Genomic DNA, 16,175 nt, shown 5'->3' with positions numbered 1-16,175 from the left:
ACGAAAGCGAACAAGCTGGAGAGTACACGTACGGCTGCGAAATATGTAACAGAGCCTGTATCGGYAGCACCAGCAGCAGCCACGATCACAGCTTCGAACAACAAAGTAGGCGTAAGYGATACAGTGGTTGTTACAGGYCTAGTAGAAGGCGATGTAGTCAATGTCTACAAAGCAGCAACAGGCGGAGCAGCAATCGGAACAGCAACAGTAGCTGAAGATGCAACATCAGCAACGGTAACGATTGAACAACTAGGCGCTGCTGCAGGTAGCGTGTATGTGAGCGTAGTAAACGAAGGCAAGCTGGAGAGCACAAGAACAGTTAAAGCTTACGAAACAGAAATTACAGCCCCAGCATTGGCGGCTAACATTGTCGTGTTGAACAATGATGGAGCATCTGATATCGTGAGAGTAACAGGTCTATCTGCCGGTGATGTTGTCAATGTATACACTGTCGCAGTAGATGGATCTGTTGTAGGTACAGCTACAGTAGGGGATGGTAAAACATCCGTTAACGTGAGTATCGAACAACTTTCAGTAGGTGCAGGCAAAGTGTATGTAACGATTACAAGAGCAAGCAAGCAAGAAAGCACTCGCGTAGCGAAAGATTATATCGCAGAGTAATTATTTCTAAATCATAGCTGCAAGGGCTGTCTTAAAGGTTTATGACCTTATGGGACAGCCCTTGTTTTATAACACGTTAACATAAGAAACTAATCTCTGCTAAAATGAATGTGAAGAACATTCAATAAGCATTTGGAAAGGTTTCTTTTTCGTGTTATTTATGATTAAGCTATTGCTGCAAACAAAATGCTTAGTTGTCATTTAAAAGAGAGTAATATTCCTATCTAGCATACTGAACGCTATTTTTGATTTAAAAGAAAGGATGTATGAAAATAAGTGGAAAAACGGGACGGATAAAATCGTTTCAATCTATTTCTTTATCAAGTGAGCTTCAGCAAGCAGTACTCGGGATGGGCTGCTTTTGGAGCCCAGAAGCATTATTCGGCCAACTGCCAGGCGTCATACGAACCTGTGTTGGCTATGCGGGAGGCACATCTGAGAGTCCAACATACCGTGATATGGGTGACCATACTGAGACGGTTCAACTTGCTTTTGATCCCCATATTATTAGCTTTGAAGAACTTGTAGAGATATTCTGGAACAGTCATAATCCATTGAATATTAACGATTATAAGGGCAAGCAATACAGGTCGCTGTTGTTTTACTCGGACGAGCATCAACTGGAAATGATTCATCAGGTTTCGCAGAGGCGGATAGAACGGGGGGAGGTTGAGCCTGCAACGGATATTATGCCAATATCTCCATTTTATCTTGCCGAGGATCGACATCAGAAGTATTATCTCAAAAGGTTTCCTGATGCAATGCGGAAGCTGAGACACTTGTTCATGACAGAGAAGGAGATACAAAATGCTACTTTGGCCGCGAGGCTGAACGGATTGGCGAAAGGTTATACGAATATGGCACGCATTGTGTCTGAATTAGAAAATTGGACGATTAGGAGGGACGATCAGCAGCGTTTGATAGAGCTCGTCAAGAGTATGAAGTGGTAGCTTGCGCGAATAAGTGTTACGCAGCATTTTTTATTTAAGGCATTGAGGGTTAAAATAGTGGGGTCAAGCCATAACGCAATGGGAGGAGTGTTGTTCATGAAATATAGGAGACTCGGCAGTACGGGGCTGCATGTATCGGTCATCGGTCTTGGAACATGGCAGTTCGGAGGCGAATGGGGCAGGGAATATACGCAGGAGGAAGCAGATGCGATTCTGGATAAAGGCCAGGAGCTTGGCATTAATCTCATCGATACTGCGGAATGTTACGGCGATCATCTCTCTGAATCCCTCATTGGTGACTTTATTAGCCGCCGCAAACGTGAGGATTGGATCATTGCAACGAAGTTTGGCCATCACTTCCACGAGCGCTTCACACGCACCGATTCCTTCGATGCAGAGGGTGTCGTGGCGCAGCTTGATGCTTCGCTTAAGGCGCTCAGGACAGATTACATCGATCTCTATCAATTTCATTCCGGGCCGGACCAAGCCTTCGATAATGATGAACTATGGACAACGCTGGACAAACAAATAGAAGCCGGCAAAATCCGCTTCCTGGGCACTTCCATTGGCAGCAATGACAATTTGCATCAGACGGAAGCATCCTCGAAAGTGAATGCCCGCGCCATTCAGGTCGTTTACAACAGGCTGGACCGCGCGCCTGAGGAACGGGTATTCCCTTCCTGCCAGCAGCAGGATCTAGGCGTGCTTGCGCGTGTACCGCTAGCGAGCGGCTACCTTAGCGGCAAGTATAAGCCAGGCGCAGTCTTTGGCGAAACCGACGTACGCCATAGGCATGACAAGGAGAGCACCAGGCTAAAGCTGCTCGAAGTGGAGCATATTCAGCGGGAGGAAGTCCCTCAGGGCATTGCTATGGCGAGCTGGGCGCTTGCATGGTGCTTGAAGCATCCGGCTGTTACGGCGGTCATTCCCGGATGCAAGGATCCCGAGCAGGTTGAAGCGAACGCGAAAGCGGTAGATCTGATTGCCGAGTCGCATCCTCAGGATGTTGGCTGATCGGATTGACGCTTTGTAAGAACAGGCTGGAGTAGAATGAATAAAGAGCTGCTTTCCACTTAAGGGGAGCAGCTCTTATTTTCGTTAACGATAAAGATGAAGCCTATCCTATAGCACGGTGACATGCTGGCGATGCTTCTCGAAGTCCGATACGCGGCATTCCAGCTTCATTCTTGTGCCCTCTGCCTCATATTCCGTCGCTTCTACATGAGCATGCTCGTTGAAATAGGCGACAAGTCGGCCTTGGCTAAACGGAATAAGCAGCTCGCATTTCATATAATCGTCGAAGATATGATCGCGGATCACCTGAATCAGCTCATCTAAGCCGCTTCTGTCTCTTGCAGATAGAAAGACATTGCTGTCGTTAACGGCGGGATAAGGATGGTCGGTTAAATCGCATTTGTTATAGGCGTATATCGTCGGGATATCGTAGGCACGGAGATCCTTAAGCGTCTCATTCGTTACGGCGATATTTTGCTCATATTCCTCATGGGCGTAATCAACGACATGCACGAGCAGATCCGCCTCGGTCACTTCCTCCAAGGTCGAGCGGAACGCTTTGACAAGGTGATGGGGCAGCTGGCTTACGAACCCTACGGTATCCGTGAGCAGGAACGATTTGTTATCCGGCATGTCAATGCTTCTCACAGATGTCTCCAGCGTTGCAAACAGCATATCTTTTGCGAATACCTGCTTCGTTGTCTCAGGATTGAATTTCTCCAGCAAGGCGTTCATTAAGCTGGATTTGCCCGTATTGGTATATCCGACAAGACAGACGACGGGCATCTCATTCTTCTGCCGCTGCTTCCGCTGAATCTGGCGCCTAGCTACAAGCTTATCCAGCTCAGCCTGCAAAGCGGTGATTCTCTCCTCGATCCGGCGGCGATCCAGCTCAAGCTTCGTCTCCCCGGCTCCTCTATTCTTGAGGCCGGCACCGCCCCCCTGGCGGCCAAGTGACGCGCGGAGCCCGACGAGCCGCGGAAGCATGTATTGCAGCCTTGCAACTTCAACTTGAAGCTGGGCTTCCCTTGTTTTGGCGCGTTCTGCGAAGATATCGAGAATTAGAATCGTCCGGTCGATAACCGTTCGCTCCAAGGCAGCCTCGAGATTGCGAATTTGAGAGTGAGAAAGCTCATCGTTGAAAATAACGACGTGAGCATCATGCGCTTCGAGCAGCGCGAGCAGCTCTTGGATCTTGCCGGTCCCGATATAATGGGTAGGGTTGATGCGCGCCGCCTTCTGGCTGATCTCGTCAACGACCTCGATACTGTTGGCTGCTGCGAGGTTTCGCAGCTCTTCCATCGAATAGGCAAAGTCGGTTTGATTCTGAAGCTCAACGCCGACGATGACCGCTTTTTGATTCGGTTGTTCCATTATTCATCATCCTCTTAAGGTTATTTGGAATACAAAAAAACACAGGCAGCGCTGCCTGTGTTAAAGAAGAGGAGATCAGGATGATCCGCAAGAAAGGAAAGGAATTCCTTGCGCTAATGGATCGGTGGTCCTCCTTGGGCATAGAACGCGAGGCTATCATGAAGGAAGAGGTCTTCCCCCCCCCGTACAATAACCGTTGTCGATTTATTCTATACACGTATGAAGCTTCCGTTCTAAAGGCAAATACGCAAGTGGGCTCATGCTAATCCCGTCGGCGTACTTGTTCCATCTATGGGTTACCTTCAAAATGGCAGACCTATCCTGAGTCCTCTGCACACAGGCAGAGCTTTGGCGCTATTCAATTAGCAGCTGCGCAAAGACCTAACTCGGATAAAGTCTATCACATGTAACCCTCCGTTCATCTAAAGTAGCACCAGTGTAGCACATCATGGAAGCCGCGGCAAGCTACAAGCTCACCGGCTTCTACGTTTGGCTCCAATCCTGTCGCAATGTGAAGAGCTCTTTCAGCGCTTCCGTAGAAAGTTCTGTTATCCATCCCTCAGAGCTTGAGATTACGTTCTCGCTAAGCTGCTGCTTGTTCTCCAGCATCTCATCGATCCTCTCCTCCAGCGTTCCAAGCGATATGAACTTATGAACCTGCACGTCGCGGGTTTGCCCCATCCGATAAGCGCGGTCGGTCGCTTGGTTCTCGACGGCAGGATTCCACCATCTGTCGAAATGGAACACATGGTTCGCCGCTGTCAGATTCAAGCCGACTCCTCCCGCTTTGATGGACAGAATGAATACACTTGGCTGCTCGTCCGGCGGGAGAGATGTCGATTGAAATTTATCGATCATGCGGTCACGAGCGAGCTTCGAGGTGCTGCCGTTCAAATACAGGACAGGCTCTTGCAGCTCCTGCTGCAGCACCGATTGAAGCAGCTGGCCCATACCGATATATTGCGTGAAAATCAGGCAGCGTTCTCCTTCATCACGCAGCTCTCTCACCATTGCGAGCAATCTTTCCAGCTTAGCAGAGCGGCTCACCAGTCCTTCGGTATCCAGTTCTTCGTCTCCAGCATCGGTAAGACCCGGAACGGGCTCCTTCGTCAATAGCACCGGATGATCGCATATTTGCTTAAGCTGCATAATCGCGGATAAGATTGCTCCTTTGCGTTCAATGCCTTCAAGCTTCTGCATACGGTCCATCAGCTGATTAACAGCTTGGTTATACAGCGCCCCTTGCTCGGCTGTTAGATGGATGTAGGTTTTCATTTCGTTTTTGTCCGGCAAATCAAGCTGGATGGACGGGTCTTTCTTCTTGCGGCGGAGCATGAACGGCTTCACGAGCTTCTGAAGGTCAGCCGTGCGCTCCTTGTCATGCTCCTTCTCAATGGGATTGCCGAATCGCTGCTGAAAGCCGTGCGCGGTCCCTAAAAATCCAGGATTCATGAAATCATAAATCGACCAAAGCTCTGACAATCTATTCTCGATCGGCGTTCCGGTCAACGCAATGCGATGCTTCGACGTAAAGCTGCGAACGGCAGCAGACTGTTTGGTTTGCGCATTTTTAATATTCTGGGCCTCATCCAAACAGATTGCTGACCACGTGGGGCGCTGCAGCAGCTCTTGGTCAAGGGTTGCTGTCGCGAATGAGGTCAGGATGACGTCGGCTTGCTGGATCTCCGCAAGGAAGGCCTCATCTGCAAGACGCTTGCTGCCATAGTGAAGCATGACTTTAAGCGTTGGGGCGAAGCGGCTGATCTCCTTCTGCCAGTTGCCAAGGACTGATGTCGGGCAAACAATGAGGGCAGGAGTGCCTGCCTCGGTGCTCGCGCTGCTCTCCTTTAGGCCCAGCAGATAGGCGATAAGCTGGACGGTCTTGCCGAGGCCCATATCATCGGCTAGGCATGCGCCAAGACCGAATCGCCGCAAGAAGGACAACCAAGCGAATCCTTCCTGCTGATAGGTGCGAAGCTCAGCCTTTAGGCCTGCAGGTACGGGAAGCAGCGGCCATTCCGAACGCTGGCTGAGCTGGCTGACGAGCTTCATCAGATGCTCGTTCAGCTCGACCTCCAGCTGGATGCGCTGTTCTTGCGCAGCTTCCTGCTCCATTTGCTCCTCCTCCGCACGGTTGTTTTCACCTAGCAGATGGAGCTGAAGCACGTCCTGGAAGGATAATCCCTGTGAGCGGTCAATGCCTGACATCGCTTTGCGGATTTGTGAGAGCAGGCTTGGGTCCAGTGCAATCCATTGTCCACGGAATCGCACCAACCGCTCATTGCGGTCAACCAGCTCATTGAATTCGGACTCGGATAGGCTTGTCTCGCCGATGGCGATGCGCCAGTCAAAGTCAATCAACGTATCCAGTCCGAACAATGACTCGCCGTTGCTCTCTGAGGGCGTGCTGACCTTGGCACGCAGCTTTGGTTTTTTGCGGCTGGCCGTCTCCCACCATGCGGGGAGCAGCACCTGCCAGCCTGCAGCCAGCAGCCGCGGGCTGTCTATGGCAAGAAATTGCCATGCTGCGTCATTCCCTAAATCTGCATGCAGTACATCCTCGCGCGGTCCGGCAAACCGAGTGGCGGATAAGCAGGCCCGCAGCCGGTCAAGCCAGCCGGCTGAACGTTCACGGACTGCGGCAGTCCAAGTCGATGGCCAAGCACCGGAGGCTTCGCCGGAATCCGAGAGTCGGACAGGTACAAGCACCGCTGGATCCAGCTTGTCCTGCAGCACCAGCTTGAGCTGCCACGAATCTTCGATATGCTGCGGCTCAGCAAGCTGAAGCAGCGGGCGGAAGAGCGCTTGATCGGCTTTCCAGCCGGATGCGATGAGCCAAGTCTGTGCGTCTAGTCCGGCAACTGCGGCATGATCCTTGGCAAAGAGCAGCGGGAATTCTCTCCGTAAATCGGCTGATTCGGATTCGGTGCCGTACCAGGCTTCAAATACAGCTGCAGAGAAGGCGGCCTGCAAGCCGTCAAGAAAATCGGCTTCATCGTCGAAAGGTGCAAGCTCAGCCAGTATTTGCCGCTGCGCCGCAGAGTTATCCCATGTCCACTGCAGCTTGCCTGTGCGAAAGGCTGTGAAGCTTGGTATATAGCGGTGCGCTTTGATTTCTTCTGCCAGCAAAGGAGTGAGCTTGACCAGTGCTTCAGCATGCTCTCCCCAATTCCATGCGATATGGGCAAGTGTATGGTTGTCGGAAAAAAACGGGATGACCTGCTCCGCGGGTAGGAGTACAAGCTCCAGATCCTGTACCTGCTGGACCTGAAGCTCCGTTCCATAGAAGGAGGCGCTGTGCCATGCGAACAGGCGATGCTTCAGGCTAACGCCGCTCAAGAACTCTCCCGTTTCATCGACCCCATAGAGAAGGGCATCGCCATGGCTTGATAAATTAACCTGTACCGACAAGAATTTGATATAGGTGCTCATGTAATCAGCTTTCCTTTCCGAAGCTCCTCTTGCAGGGCGCGAAGCCTGCTGTGCCGAGATGCGAAGGCATCGATAAAGGCTTCCCATCGCTGCTCTTCCTTCAATTTTTTGTACAGCTTGGCCAGTCGCTTCAGCAGCTTGACGGCAGCTTTGTAGCCGCCTCTGTTTTTAAGCAGTACATTGCTTTCTACCGCCTGATGATAGAAGGGCAGCAGCAGCTCTGGCGAATTTTTCTCGATAGGCGCGAAGACGCTCACCCGATATTCGAACGGATCTGTTCCCAGGCTGATCTGGTAATCGATCCACAGCTTCCACTTGCCATGAACGAGCAGTTTTTTCTCGTATAGGGATGGCGAAAGCTGGAAAAGCGGTTCCCACATATGCTGCTCGGCGCTTGAATGCTGAGGGATGAGTTGATCCCAATATTGATAGAAAATGTCCAAGCTATTCATCCGCTTACCCGTCATTAACGGTGTAGATCTCAGAAGCCATTCCGAAAGACGCGGCCATTCCTTCTCTTCGGATATTGCTTCCAGCACTCGGAACAAATCATCCGGACGCAGCTTTAGGCTGCTATTTATTTCGGTGAAAAGCTCTAGCGCTTCCTGGTCGCGATACAGAAAACTGAGCATCCACGCTTGTGCTGTCAGCCAGGGATAGCGGGATAGGTCGAAGCCGAGTTTGTCCTTGGCGGTTTGCAGCAGCTGCAGCTCCTGTGCATACAACGTTGCGCCGTGTTGACCCGGCTGCGTCCAGTTACGCCATAAGCCGAAGTAAATAGCGGAGAAATATGCTTTTTCCCCTGCTTCTTGCAGCATGAGTCCGCGTATGATGGAAACGGACTCCGCGAACAGCTGCGGGCAATACGCCTCCACGGAGGCTGCTCGCTGCTGCCTCAAGCTGCTTGCGATCAGCTCCTGAACCTCGGTAATGGCGGTATGGGTATGAAACCCGATGAATGACCCGTGCCTCGACGCTTGATCGGGAGTGACATTAACGAGCAGCATTAGAATATGAAGATGAGCATGCAGGTCGAATACATGCTCTTCTTGCGGCGTCAGTTCAGGCTTAACCCGCACAATCGCCGATAAGGCGGATTTTACGAAATCTAGGTTCTTGATATGTTCGGAAAAAACGGCCGTGCAGGAGCGGAATACGGTATGCCACTCGGATATATTCATCGTATGGATAGCTTTCATAAGGAGGTCTCCTGTAACCATTTTTTCTTTTTGAGAATCAGCTTATTATATCATTTATTGGGGGCTGCTCAGCAGGTTTCTTCGTTCTTTATAAGGGCTGAATTTCTATTATTTCATGTCCCTTGCGTTCCTTTTTATGTTATATTATGGAGAAAGAGAGTACGGAAGAAAAGAATATTGCTGATAGAGATGAACTAATCGGTGGAGGCCATTAGGATGGGTTATTTAAAGGATCTGTTGTTGAATATTTTCATCATTTGCTCTCCGCTTGTACTCTACCCATATATCTATAAAGTAAGAAATAACACAATGCTGTTTCGGTTGTTTTTGTTCATACTCTTCGCAATTGCCATCATAACGACGATGTCGTTCCCCATTAATTTGAATGGCTTGCTGTACGATTTCCGTTCCATTCCTTTGGCAATCGGCTCTTTGTTTGGAGGCATACAGGTTTCTATTCTTTTATACATAACGCTGCTCTTGTACCGTTATTTTATCGGGAGCCCGAACGACTGGATATATGTATTGTCTCTGGTACCAAGCTTTATTGTGTTCCTCTTTATCTATAAACGATACAGCGCTCTGACGCTAACCGGTAAAATTTCGTTTGCCGTCATATATTGTACTCTCATTAAGCTTATTGCCTTCACCATATACCTTTCTATAGTGGGTCAGCTGGAGCTGCTGCTTAACAATCCGTGGGAAACGCTGGAAACGTATGTCATACAGGGAATTATTGCCGGCATATGCGTCTACGCCATTGAATTTCTGCATACATTTTTTCAGATGCAAGAGGAGATAATAAGAAGTGAGAAGATGAAGATCGTTGGAGACATGGCGGCTTCGGTCGCACATGAAATTAGAAATCCGCTCACTACGATAAAAGGGTTTATTCAGCTGTTCGCAACGGCAGACCTTGATAAAGAAAAGAAGCTGCTCTATCAGAAAATCTGCTTTGAGGAATTGGGGCGTGCAGAAGTCATCATTGCGGATTATCTATCGCTTGCCAAGCCCGATCCCGAGGTTATCGAAGCGATTGATATTCATCATGAAATGCATCATTTGTCTAATGTGCTGATGACATATGCGAACTATAACAATATTCAAATTCAAGTGTCGACCGAGGAGGAGCAAGCTTTTTTCATCCAGGGTGATCGCTATAAGCTGAGGCAGGCATTAATCAATCTCGGCAAAAATGCGATTGAAGCCATGCCGGGCGGAGGCCTGCTGGAGTTGAGGACGGTGATTCGCGATCAGCATGCATGGGTCATATTAAGCGATACTGGCAGCGGTATGTCATCGGAGCAGGTGAAGCGCCTCGGTACCCCATATTATTCGACAAAGGAAAAAGGAACGGGGCTCGGGATCATGGTTTCCTTCGGCATTATCAAAAAAATGAACGGGAAGATATCGATTAAAAGTGAACCGGGCGCAGGAACTGAATTTAATCTTATTTTCCCCAAGGCAAACTAGTATTTGTTATTATTTGATTACATTTCTACAAATTTTGTATCAAGGTAAGATTATGCGGCTGTTCGTGTTATAATTAAGAGGTGCAGTCAATAAAGATCATTGACTATGATAAAGGAGTCGGAAATATGCAGGTAGTATTTGAAGACTGGGATCAAAAGGTGAAGAAAACGTTTAATGCAACGAGCAAGCAGGAGGTATTAACGGTTACCGAGGCTGGCGATCTACTAGGCATGACGAAAGACCAAATGAAGGTTTACGTGCTAAAGCATAACCTGACCAAGGTTGCGATTAACCGCAGCGTCCACAGATATCTATTACTGAAAAGCGAAATAGATGAGATCTTAGGCAAAGCTTAACCTTTACGATGAACCACAGTCTCCTCACGGGGCTGTGGTTTTTTGTTGTCTATTTTCGGTCTTTTTGTCATGTCTGCTTGTTCTTGCTCCTTTCTTTTACATAATTTCAGATAGTTATGCGGAAAATAAATCAGGTAAATAAATGAATGTAGAAACGGAGCTGTTCAAAATGACGACGGTAGGCGTTTTAGCAGCTTTACTTTTAGCATCGTTATTAATTGCTCTCTTGGATATGGGTGTATACAAAGAAAGCTTTGGTGCAGCACTAGGCAAACAAGGCCTCAATTATAATGGTTTTCAAACTTACCTCTTGCTTGCAGCAGCGTTAGGTTTATCCTTATTCCGTGATTGGAGAAGCACTAGACGCGCAAGAAGGCATAAACGGCAGCGCTCAGCAAGGAAAGAAACACGCGGAAATCGGACGAAGCCATGACGAACAAGATGAGCACATTCCAAATGTATAGCTTGATGCTGGCTTTGCTGCTAGGCACTTCTATTATTTTCGGTACGCCGAAGCTGGTACCGGATGTGTGGCTGGTCCCTCTCTTTACCATTCTCCCTGCGGCCCTTTTGTTTCTTTGCTATACCGCCTTGGTTTCCTCTGAATCAAGAAAAGGCTTCTATGCTGTCTTGATTAAGGCATGGGGGAGCGTGATCGGCAAAGTGCTCGTACTCGGTTATGCCGTCTATTTTCTTTATATTGCGGCCCGTAACGTACGGGATATGCTGGAGCTGGTGATGACGACTCTGCTACGCATAACCCCGCTTGAGATCGTTGTCGTGTTGTTTGTGCTTATCGTTGCTTATGCGGCGTATGGCGGAGCTCGGGCATTAGGCAAATTATCGGAGGCTATCATTGGGCTGATTTTCTTGTTTTTTATTTGCATAGCCATCATGCTGCTGATGAGCGGATCACTCGAGCCGCAAAGGATGCTTCCCTTTTTGTCCAAGGGCGCCGCGCCTCTTCTACAGACGAGCTTTTCAAGCTCCTTGTGGGTTCCATATGGAGAATTAATCGTTTTTTTAGTGATGTTTCCGCAGATGGGGAATAAGGCTATGTTTCGAAAAGCTGGAATGGCGGCGATCGTGTCGGCAGGCGTTATTCTCGCTTTCTCCGATTTGCTCCAGATCTGGTCGATGGGCATGGAATATGAGAAATATTCTACCTTTCCCTTATTGGATGCGGCTAGGCTCATTAACATTTCGGATTTCATCAATCGAATGGATGCACTTGTTGCTTTGATCATTATTTTTGGCGTTTTTCTCAAATGCGCCATTTTTTTATACGCGGGAGCGAAAGGAATCTCAGTCATTTTCGGCAAGCCGAGTAAAACCTACATCTATCCCCTTGCATTGATGATTGGAGCGCTTTCGCTGCTAGTCTCACACAATTTTGCTGAACACACGGAAGAAGGACTTCAGCTTGTTATTCGGTACCTGCATATTCCGTTTCAGCTGGTTATCCCCCTTCTGACAGGGATATGGATTTGGATTCTTTCTAAGCGAAAGAGAGGCGGCAGCGAATGAACGAACGAGATCATACTTTGCAAAATGATTCGAATAGCTCGCCGATACAATCACTGGAGCATATTCGCGCCTATTTGAAGCGTGTATTCGGTAATACGGATGATCTTGCGATCGTTGCGGTTCGCGTTGGCGAGCAAAAAGGATTGCTCTGCTACTTAGAAACGATGACGAACGTGACTTTTATGATGGACAATATCGTTCGGCCGCTTTCCCATGTCGGTATGAATCAGCCCTTTAGCTGTGTTGACGCATTGCTGGAGCACATGAACGAGAACTATTATGGCGGTTTATCCGGTACATATATTCATGATTTAAAAAAGTTTACGCAAAAACTGGCTGTTGGCCATGCGGGGCTTGCATTAGAAGGAGCAACCTTCACGCTTATGCTCGATGTGAAGCAGCTGGATACGAGAGCGGTAGCGGAGCCGACTACACAGACGGTTGTAAGAGGCCCCAAGGACGGCTTTACGGAATCGGTGGATACGAATATGAGCTTAATTCGCAGACGTCTGATTAATGAGCAGCTGCGCTTTGAGAAATATACCTTGGGCGAGCAATCACAAACCTCCGTTTACTTAGCCTATATAGAAGGGAGGCTGGATGTAGAGCTGCTGCGAAGGATCAGAGCCAGATTGCAAACGAACCGCGTGTCCAGCGTGCTTGATTCCGGAAGCATAGAAGAGCTTCTTAGGCCGAAAAGGTTTTCTTTGTTCCCAACGGTATATAGCAGTGAGCGGCCGGATGCGGTATGCGCCTCTATTTTGGAGGCGAAGGCTGCCATTATCGTTAACGGCAGTCCGTTTGTCCTCGTCGTTCCCGCTGTTATGAACGATTTTTTCAAATCGCCTGAAGATCACTATCAGTGGTTTGCGTTCGGCACCTTTACTCGGCTGCTGCGCTACCTTGCATTCTTCTTTTCTCTGTTCGTCCCTTGTCTCTACATTGCAGTAACGACCTTTCACGCTGAATTGGTTCCTACGGTGCTGCTCACAAGTATTTTGGCACAACGGGAAGGGGTTCCCTTTCCTGCAGTTATTGAAATTCTCTTAATGGAAATTACATTCGAAATATTACGCGAGGCAGGCACCAGGATGCCTCGGGTTGTAGGTCCCGCAATTTCCATTGTCGGCGCGCTCGTACTCGGAGAAGCAGCCGTACAAGCGGGCATTGTCTCCAATATTAACGTAATCGTAGTCTCGTTAACGGCTATTTCTGGCTTCGTTGCTCCGATATTCACTTTTGGCGCCAACATTCGTCTGTTTCGATTCGGTTTTATTTTTCTGGCAGCGGCGCTTGGTTTTTACGGCGTCATTCTTGGCTCGGCATTTTTGCTCATCCATTTGGTCAGACTGCATTCTTTCGGAGTTTCCTACCTTTCTCCGTTTGTTCCCTTTCGTTTGCGTGAGCAAAAGGATGCGATTCTCGTCTTTCAAACACCTTTGTCGAATGATGAAGGGGGCGGCGGCGGAAGCCATGAATAAAAGGAATAGATTGTTGCTTAGCATATGGATCACCGCACTTTCATTGCTCTTATCCGGTTGTTGGGACAACGTGGAGTTGAACAAAACATCTCTAATTACAGGTGCGGCATTGGAGCCGGGGAGCGATGGCAAGCTTCGTCTAACCATCGAGACGATGATCGCCGACCAACTGGAAGGAAATAAGGATACGGTGCCTGCTGTTATACAATCAATTGAGGGGAATACATTGGCAGAATTGATTACGCGCTTCAATGAAAGCATAGATCGGACGCTGCTCATCTCACATATTGGTGTATTTATCGTTGATGAACGATTGGCTAGACATGGCCTTGCGGATTTATTAGATCCGCTGCAGCGGACAAGGTACATACGAGAGGATGTTCTCGTCTTAATCTCGAAGGATGTTCCTGCTGCTCAGCTTCTAAAGGTGCTTTATCCACGTGGGACGCTGACCTCGTCTAAAATTACCGCACAAGTAAAAAGCTACCGTTTGTCATGGGGAGGAATACCAGAGTCTCGCTTGTTCGATATCTCGGAGGCTCTTCTTACCGAAGGCAGGGAGCTTGCACTCGGCGCAATCTCGCTTAAGGGAACCTTCAAGGAGGCGAATACACTGCAGAGCATCAAGTCGGTTACGCCGAAGGCGTCAATTGTAATTGCCGGAGCGGGCGTTTTCTCAGAAGATAAGCTGCTCGGTTTTCTTTCTTTGGAAGAAAGCAGAATGCTTGCGCTGGCAAGGAATCAGGTTAAAGGGACAATGGTTAGTATTCCTTCATATGACAACACCGCGATTCGACTCTATCATATTAAAACAGCTCTTCAAGCGGAGATGGAGAATGGAGAGTTGGTTCTTCGTTTGAATCTGGAAGGGGACGGTATAGTTGCAAGCGTAGATGAATCCATTCGGTTAACATCGATTGCTGGCTACGAGCAGCTGGAGAAGCTCAGCGCTAAGTATTTGGAGCAGCAAATGGGCGCAACGATTAAAAGCGTGCAGAAAAGGTTTGGGGTAGATGTTTTTGGATTTGGCGAGCAAATGTATCGGAAGCAATATGCACAGTTTATGCCGATCTCAGGGAGCTGGAATGAACGATTTGCGAGAACGCCTGTTACTGTAAAAGCCAAAATTAAACTTTATCGCTCCGAATTGAAAACAAATCATATCCGCAATGAGGGAATCGGACCTTAACTGGATCGGTTTATACCTGCCATGTGGTGATAGGGTCGTTATATGGAGGATATGGAAGGATGTTTCCGAACGGGCAGGGGTGGTCTTCGCTCAGTCGGCCTTAGACGAAATTACTGGAAATAGCGCGGCCTGCTGCTGTTTTTCAACGGGATTAGTATTCGTTATACTTGAATGGACCGATTGGAAAACATAAGCTGGAGGGTGAATTTCATTGACTTATATGGACATGTTAGGACGTCGGAGTATTATTTTGAAGCGCAATATCGGTAACTTAATCGTCAAGGACAACAAGCAAGGGCTAAGCACGCAGGAGAGCAATTTCTATCAGAGCATGCTGAAAGAATGGCATCAGAATGAGAGCGAATTGAATGCTGCGAGGAAACATCCCTAATGAATAGTGGAGAATGTCTCATAGGCAGGCGTTCAGAACAGTCGCAGAACAGACTGTTTTGAACGCCTGTTTTAACGATTAAACCGAAAGAAGCTGTTCTAGCAGGCACAGAGCCTAATTGGGGCGGGTTCCTAGTGTACTACCACTATTGCGGCGCAATCAAACAAAATTTTTATTATCAGGTATAATAGAGGAGTGATTAATGTAGAGCGCAATAAATTAACGGAGGTTCTTTGTTATGCTAGCGGTGGAAAGAGCGGCGTACCTTACGATTGATGAAGGGCCAGCCGAGGATTTTATGCAGAAGGTTGATTATTTAAATGCCAGAGGCGTGCGCGCCATTTGGTTTTGTTTGGGTGAAGCACTGGAACGATTCTCAGAAGCAGCAGTGCATGCGATTCGGTCAGGTCATATTATTGGGAATCGAAGCTATGATCACGCGGATTTCTCCTCTATTAGCTGGGATGACGCTAGAGGTCAGGTGGCGCGCACGGATCAGGTAATCAATGGGCTTTACGCCAAAGCGAAGGCCATCAGGCCTGCAAAAGTTTTTCGGTTTCCTTATTCCGAGGACGAATCGAGGCTTGAGCATTTCGCCGGTATCCAACGGATGCTTGAGCAGATGGGTTACGAGCAGCCATCCTTTGATCATATACAATACGAAGAGCAGGACGAAGCGAGCATGAAGCGGGGATTACATGTGTCATGTACGCTCGATACATTCGATTTAGGGGCAGAATCCCATTCGTTAACTGAAGGAAGGATTGGCAATGAAATCATTCTTATCCATGATTGGATTGCATTCGAGCCATTCAAGTCCCTGCTTGACCGCCTCTTGACGAAGGGCATGATCTTCACGGTACCAAAAGAATGGAGCCAGACCAGCACGGTGGTTTAAACAAATAGTAGTCCCAATTCAATCAGGCACAGCCAATCGCAATGGTTTATCATACCATCGCAATCGGCCGTGCCTGTTGCTATTTATCTTGCCAAGCCAAGAGATCATTGCTAGCCATCCGTTGCCCAAATAATGCTGATCTCAATACACGAAGCTATTGCTCAAGCATTTCATTGAGTATGGTTATGTCGTATGGTTACGTTAAGCACATATGAAGCCGGACTGAGCGTTTACTGAATGTATGCCAGCTGAGGGGGAACGGGCCGCACG

The 16,175-nt window shown here is 48.4% G+C and carries 14 protein-coding genes; 11 read left to right on the top strand and 3 right to left on the bottom strand.

The features are described from left to right. From AB4Z29_RS27115 to AB4Z29_RS27105, 3 genes are all read left to right on the top strand, one after another. The coding region (locus AB4Z29_RS27115) for an IMP dehydrogenase (protein ID WP_441946094.1) at window positions 1–621 on the top strand (621 nt) is incomplete at its 5' end. Between the two features lie 266 nt (window positions 622–887). Beyond that, window positions 888–1,571 carry a peptide-methionine (S)-S-oxide reductase MsrA gene (gene msrA / locus AB4Z29_RS27110; RefSeq protein WP_441946093.1) on the top strand — a complete coding sequence of 228 codons (684 nt, stop codon included), beginning with the start codon at window positions 888–890 and terminating at the stop codon, window positions 1,569–1,571. 96 nt (window positions 1,572–1,667) lie between these two features. Then, on the top strand, window positions 1,668–2,585 hold the full coding sequence (locus AB4Z29_RS27105) for an aldo/keto reductase (protein ID WP_441946092.1): 918 nt from the start codon (window positions 1,668–1,670) through the stop codon (window positions 2,583–2,585). 108 nt (window positions 2,586–2,693) lie between these two features. On the opposite strand, the gene hflX is transcribed toward AB4Z29_RS27105, so the two are convergent. The 3 genes from hflX to AB4Z29_RS27090 form a co-directional block, all read right to left on the bottom strand. Continuing rightward, the gene (hflX, locus tag AB4Z29_RS27100; protein ID WP_183569876.1) at window positions 2,694–3,959 is read right to left on the bottom strand and encodes a GTPase HflX; all 1,266 of its coding nucleotides are present in this window, start codon (window positions 3,957–3,959) and stop codon (window positions 2,694–2,696) included. A 483-nt stretch (window positions 3,960–4,442) separates the two neighbouring features. After that, window positions 4,443–7,391 carry a DEAD/DEAH box helicase gene (locus AB4Z29_RS27095; RefSeq protein WP_441946091.1) on the bottom strand — a complete coding sequence of 983 codons (2,949 nt, stop codon included), beginning with the start codon at window positions 7,389–7,391 and terminating at the stop codon, window positions 4,443–4,445. Beyond that, the gene (locus AB4Z29_RS27090; RefSeq protein WP_441946090.1) at window positions 7,388–8,590 is read right to left on the bottom strand and encodes an SWIM zinc finger family protein; all 1,203 of its coding nucleotides are present in this window, start codon (window positions 8,588–8,590) and stop codon (window positions 7,388–7,390) included. The genes AB4Z29_RS27095 and AB4Z29_RS27090 overlap by 4 nt, the downstream gene beginning before the upstream one ends. Before the next feature lie 216 nt (window positions 8,591–8,806). On the opposite strand from AB4Z29_RS27090, the gene AB4Z29_RS27085 reads away from it, so the two are divergent. From AB4Z29_RS27085 to AB4Z29_RS27050, 8 genes are all read left to right on the top strand, one after another. Continuing rightward, window positions 8,807–10,063, top strand: a complete 1,257-nt coding sequence (locus AB4Z29_RS27085; RefSeq protein WP_441946089.1) for an ATP-binding protein — start codon at window positions 8,807–8,809, stop codon at window positions 10,061–10,063. A 125-nt stretch (window positions 10,064–10,188) separates the two neighbouring features. Continuing rightward, a complete protein-coding gene (locus AB4Z29_RS27080) occupies window positions 10,189–10,419 on the top strand; it encodes a DNA-binding protein (protein WP_138755052.1) in 231 nt (76 codons plus the stop codon). 142 nt (window positions 10,420–10,561) lie between these two features. Continuing rightward, the gene (locus AB4Z29_RS27075; RefSeq protein ID WP_441946088.1) at window positions 10,562–10,852 is read left to right on the top strand and encodes a hypothetical protein; all 291 of its coding nucleotides are present in this window, start codon (window positions 10,562–10,564) and stop codon (window positions 10,850–10,852) included. Further along, window positions 10,849–11,946, top strand: a complete 1,098-nt coding sequence (locus AB4Z29_RS27070) for a GerAB/ArcD/ProY family transporter (RefSeq protein WP_441946087.1) — start codon at window positions 10,849–10,851, stop codon at window positions 11,944–11,946. The genes AB4Z29_RS27075 and AB4Z29_RS27070 overlap by 4 nt, the downstream gene beginning before the upstream one ends. Then, entirely contained in the window at window positions 11,943–13,427 is a 1,485-nt protein-coding gene (locus tag AB4Z29_RS27065) for a spore germination protein (protein WP_441946086.1), read from the top strand. The genes AB4Z29_RS27070 and AB4Z29_RS27065 overlap by 4 nt, the downstream gene beginning before the upstream one ends. After that, window positions 13,420–14,616, top strand: coding sequence for a Ger(x)C family spore germination protein (locus tag AB4Z29_RS27060; protein ID WP_441946085.1), 1,197 nt, complete (start codon window positions 13,420–13,422; stop codon window positions 14,614–14,616). Before AB4Z29_RS27065 ends, AB4Z29_RS27060 begins: the two co-directional genes overlap by 8 nt. Before the next feature lie 250 nt (window positions 14,617–14,866). Continuing rightward, entirely contained in the window at window positions 14,867–15,007 is a 141-nt protein-coding gene (locus AB4Z29_RS27055) for a hypothetical protein (RefSeq protein WP_441946084.1), read from the top strand. A gap of 238 nt (window positions 15,008–15,245) precedes the next feature. After that, on the top strand, window positions 15,246–15,905 hold the full coding sequence (locus AB4Z29_RS27050) for a polysaccharide deacetylase family protein (protein ID WP_441946083.1): 660 nt from the start codon (window positions 15,246–15,248) through the stop codon (window positions 15,903–15,905). The last annotated feature ends 270 nt before the right edge of the window (window positions 15,906–16,175 follow it).

The organism is Paenibacillus sp. 2TAB23 (assembly GCF_052115165.1).
Taxonomy (GTDB): Bacteria; Bacillota; Bacilli; order Paenibacillales; family Paenibacillaceae; genus Pristimantibacillus.
This window is presented reverse-complemented; position numbering and strand designations above follow the sequence as displayed.

What these genes read in the sequence shown, in the direction of transcription:
- AB4Z29_RS27065 (WP_441946086.1), top strand. Translation starts at nt 11,943, where the DNA reads ATGAACGAACGAGATCATACTTTGCAAAATGATTCGAATAGCTCGCCG.
- AB4Z29_RS27085 (WP_441946089.1), top strand. Translation starts at nt 8,807, where the DNA reads ATGGGTTATTTAAAGGATCTGTTGTTGAATATTTTCATCATTTGCTCT.
- AB4Z29_RS27075 (WP_441946088.1), top strand. Translation starts at nt 10,562, where the DNA reads ATGAATGTAGAAACGGAGCTGTTCAAAATGACGACGGTAGGCGTTTTA.
- AB4Z29_RS27080 (WP_138755052.1), top strand. Translation starts at nt 10,189, where the DNA reads ATGCAGGTAGTATTTGAAGACTGGGATCAAAAGGTGAAGAAAACGTTT.
- hflX (WP_183569876.1), bottom strand. Translation starts at nt 3,959, where the DNA reads ATGGAACAACCGAATCAAAAAGCGGTCATCGTCGGCGTTGAGCTTCAG.
- msrA (WP_441946093.1), top strand. Translation starts at nt 888, where the DNA reads ATGAAAATAAGTGGAAAAACGGGACGGATAAAATCGTTTCAATCTATT.
- AB4Z29_RS27095 (WP_441946091.1), bottom strand. Translation starts at nt 7,391, where the DNA reads ATGAGCACCTATATCAAATTCTTGTCGGTACAGGTTAATTTATCAAGC.
- AB4Z29_RS27105 (WP_441946092.1), top strand. Translation starts at nt 1,668, where the DNA reads ATGAAATATAGGAGACTCGGCAGTACGGGGCTGCATGTATCGGTCATC.
- AB4Z29_RS27050 (WP_441946083.1), top strand. Translation starts at nt 15,246, where the DNA reads ATGCTAGCGGTGGAAAGAGCGGCGTACCTTACGATTGATGAAGGGCCA.
- AB4Z29_RS27090 (WP_441946090.1), bottom strand. Translation starts at nt 8,590, where the DNA reads ATGAAAGCTATCCATACGATGAATATATCCGAGTGGCATACCGTATTC.
- AB4Z29_RS27060 (WP_441946085.1), top strand. Translation starts at nt 13,420, where the DNA reads ATGAATAAAAGGAATAGATTGTTGCTTAGCATATGGATCACCGCACTT.
- AB4Z29_RS27070 (WP_441946087.1), top strand. Translation starts at nt 10,849, where the DNA reads ATGACGAACAAGATGAGCACATTCCAAATGTATAGCTTGATGCTGGCT.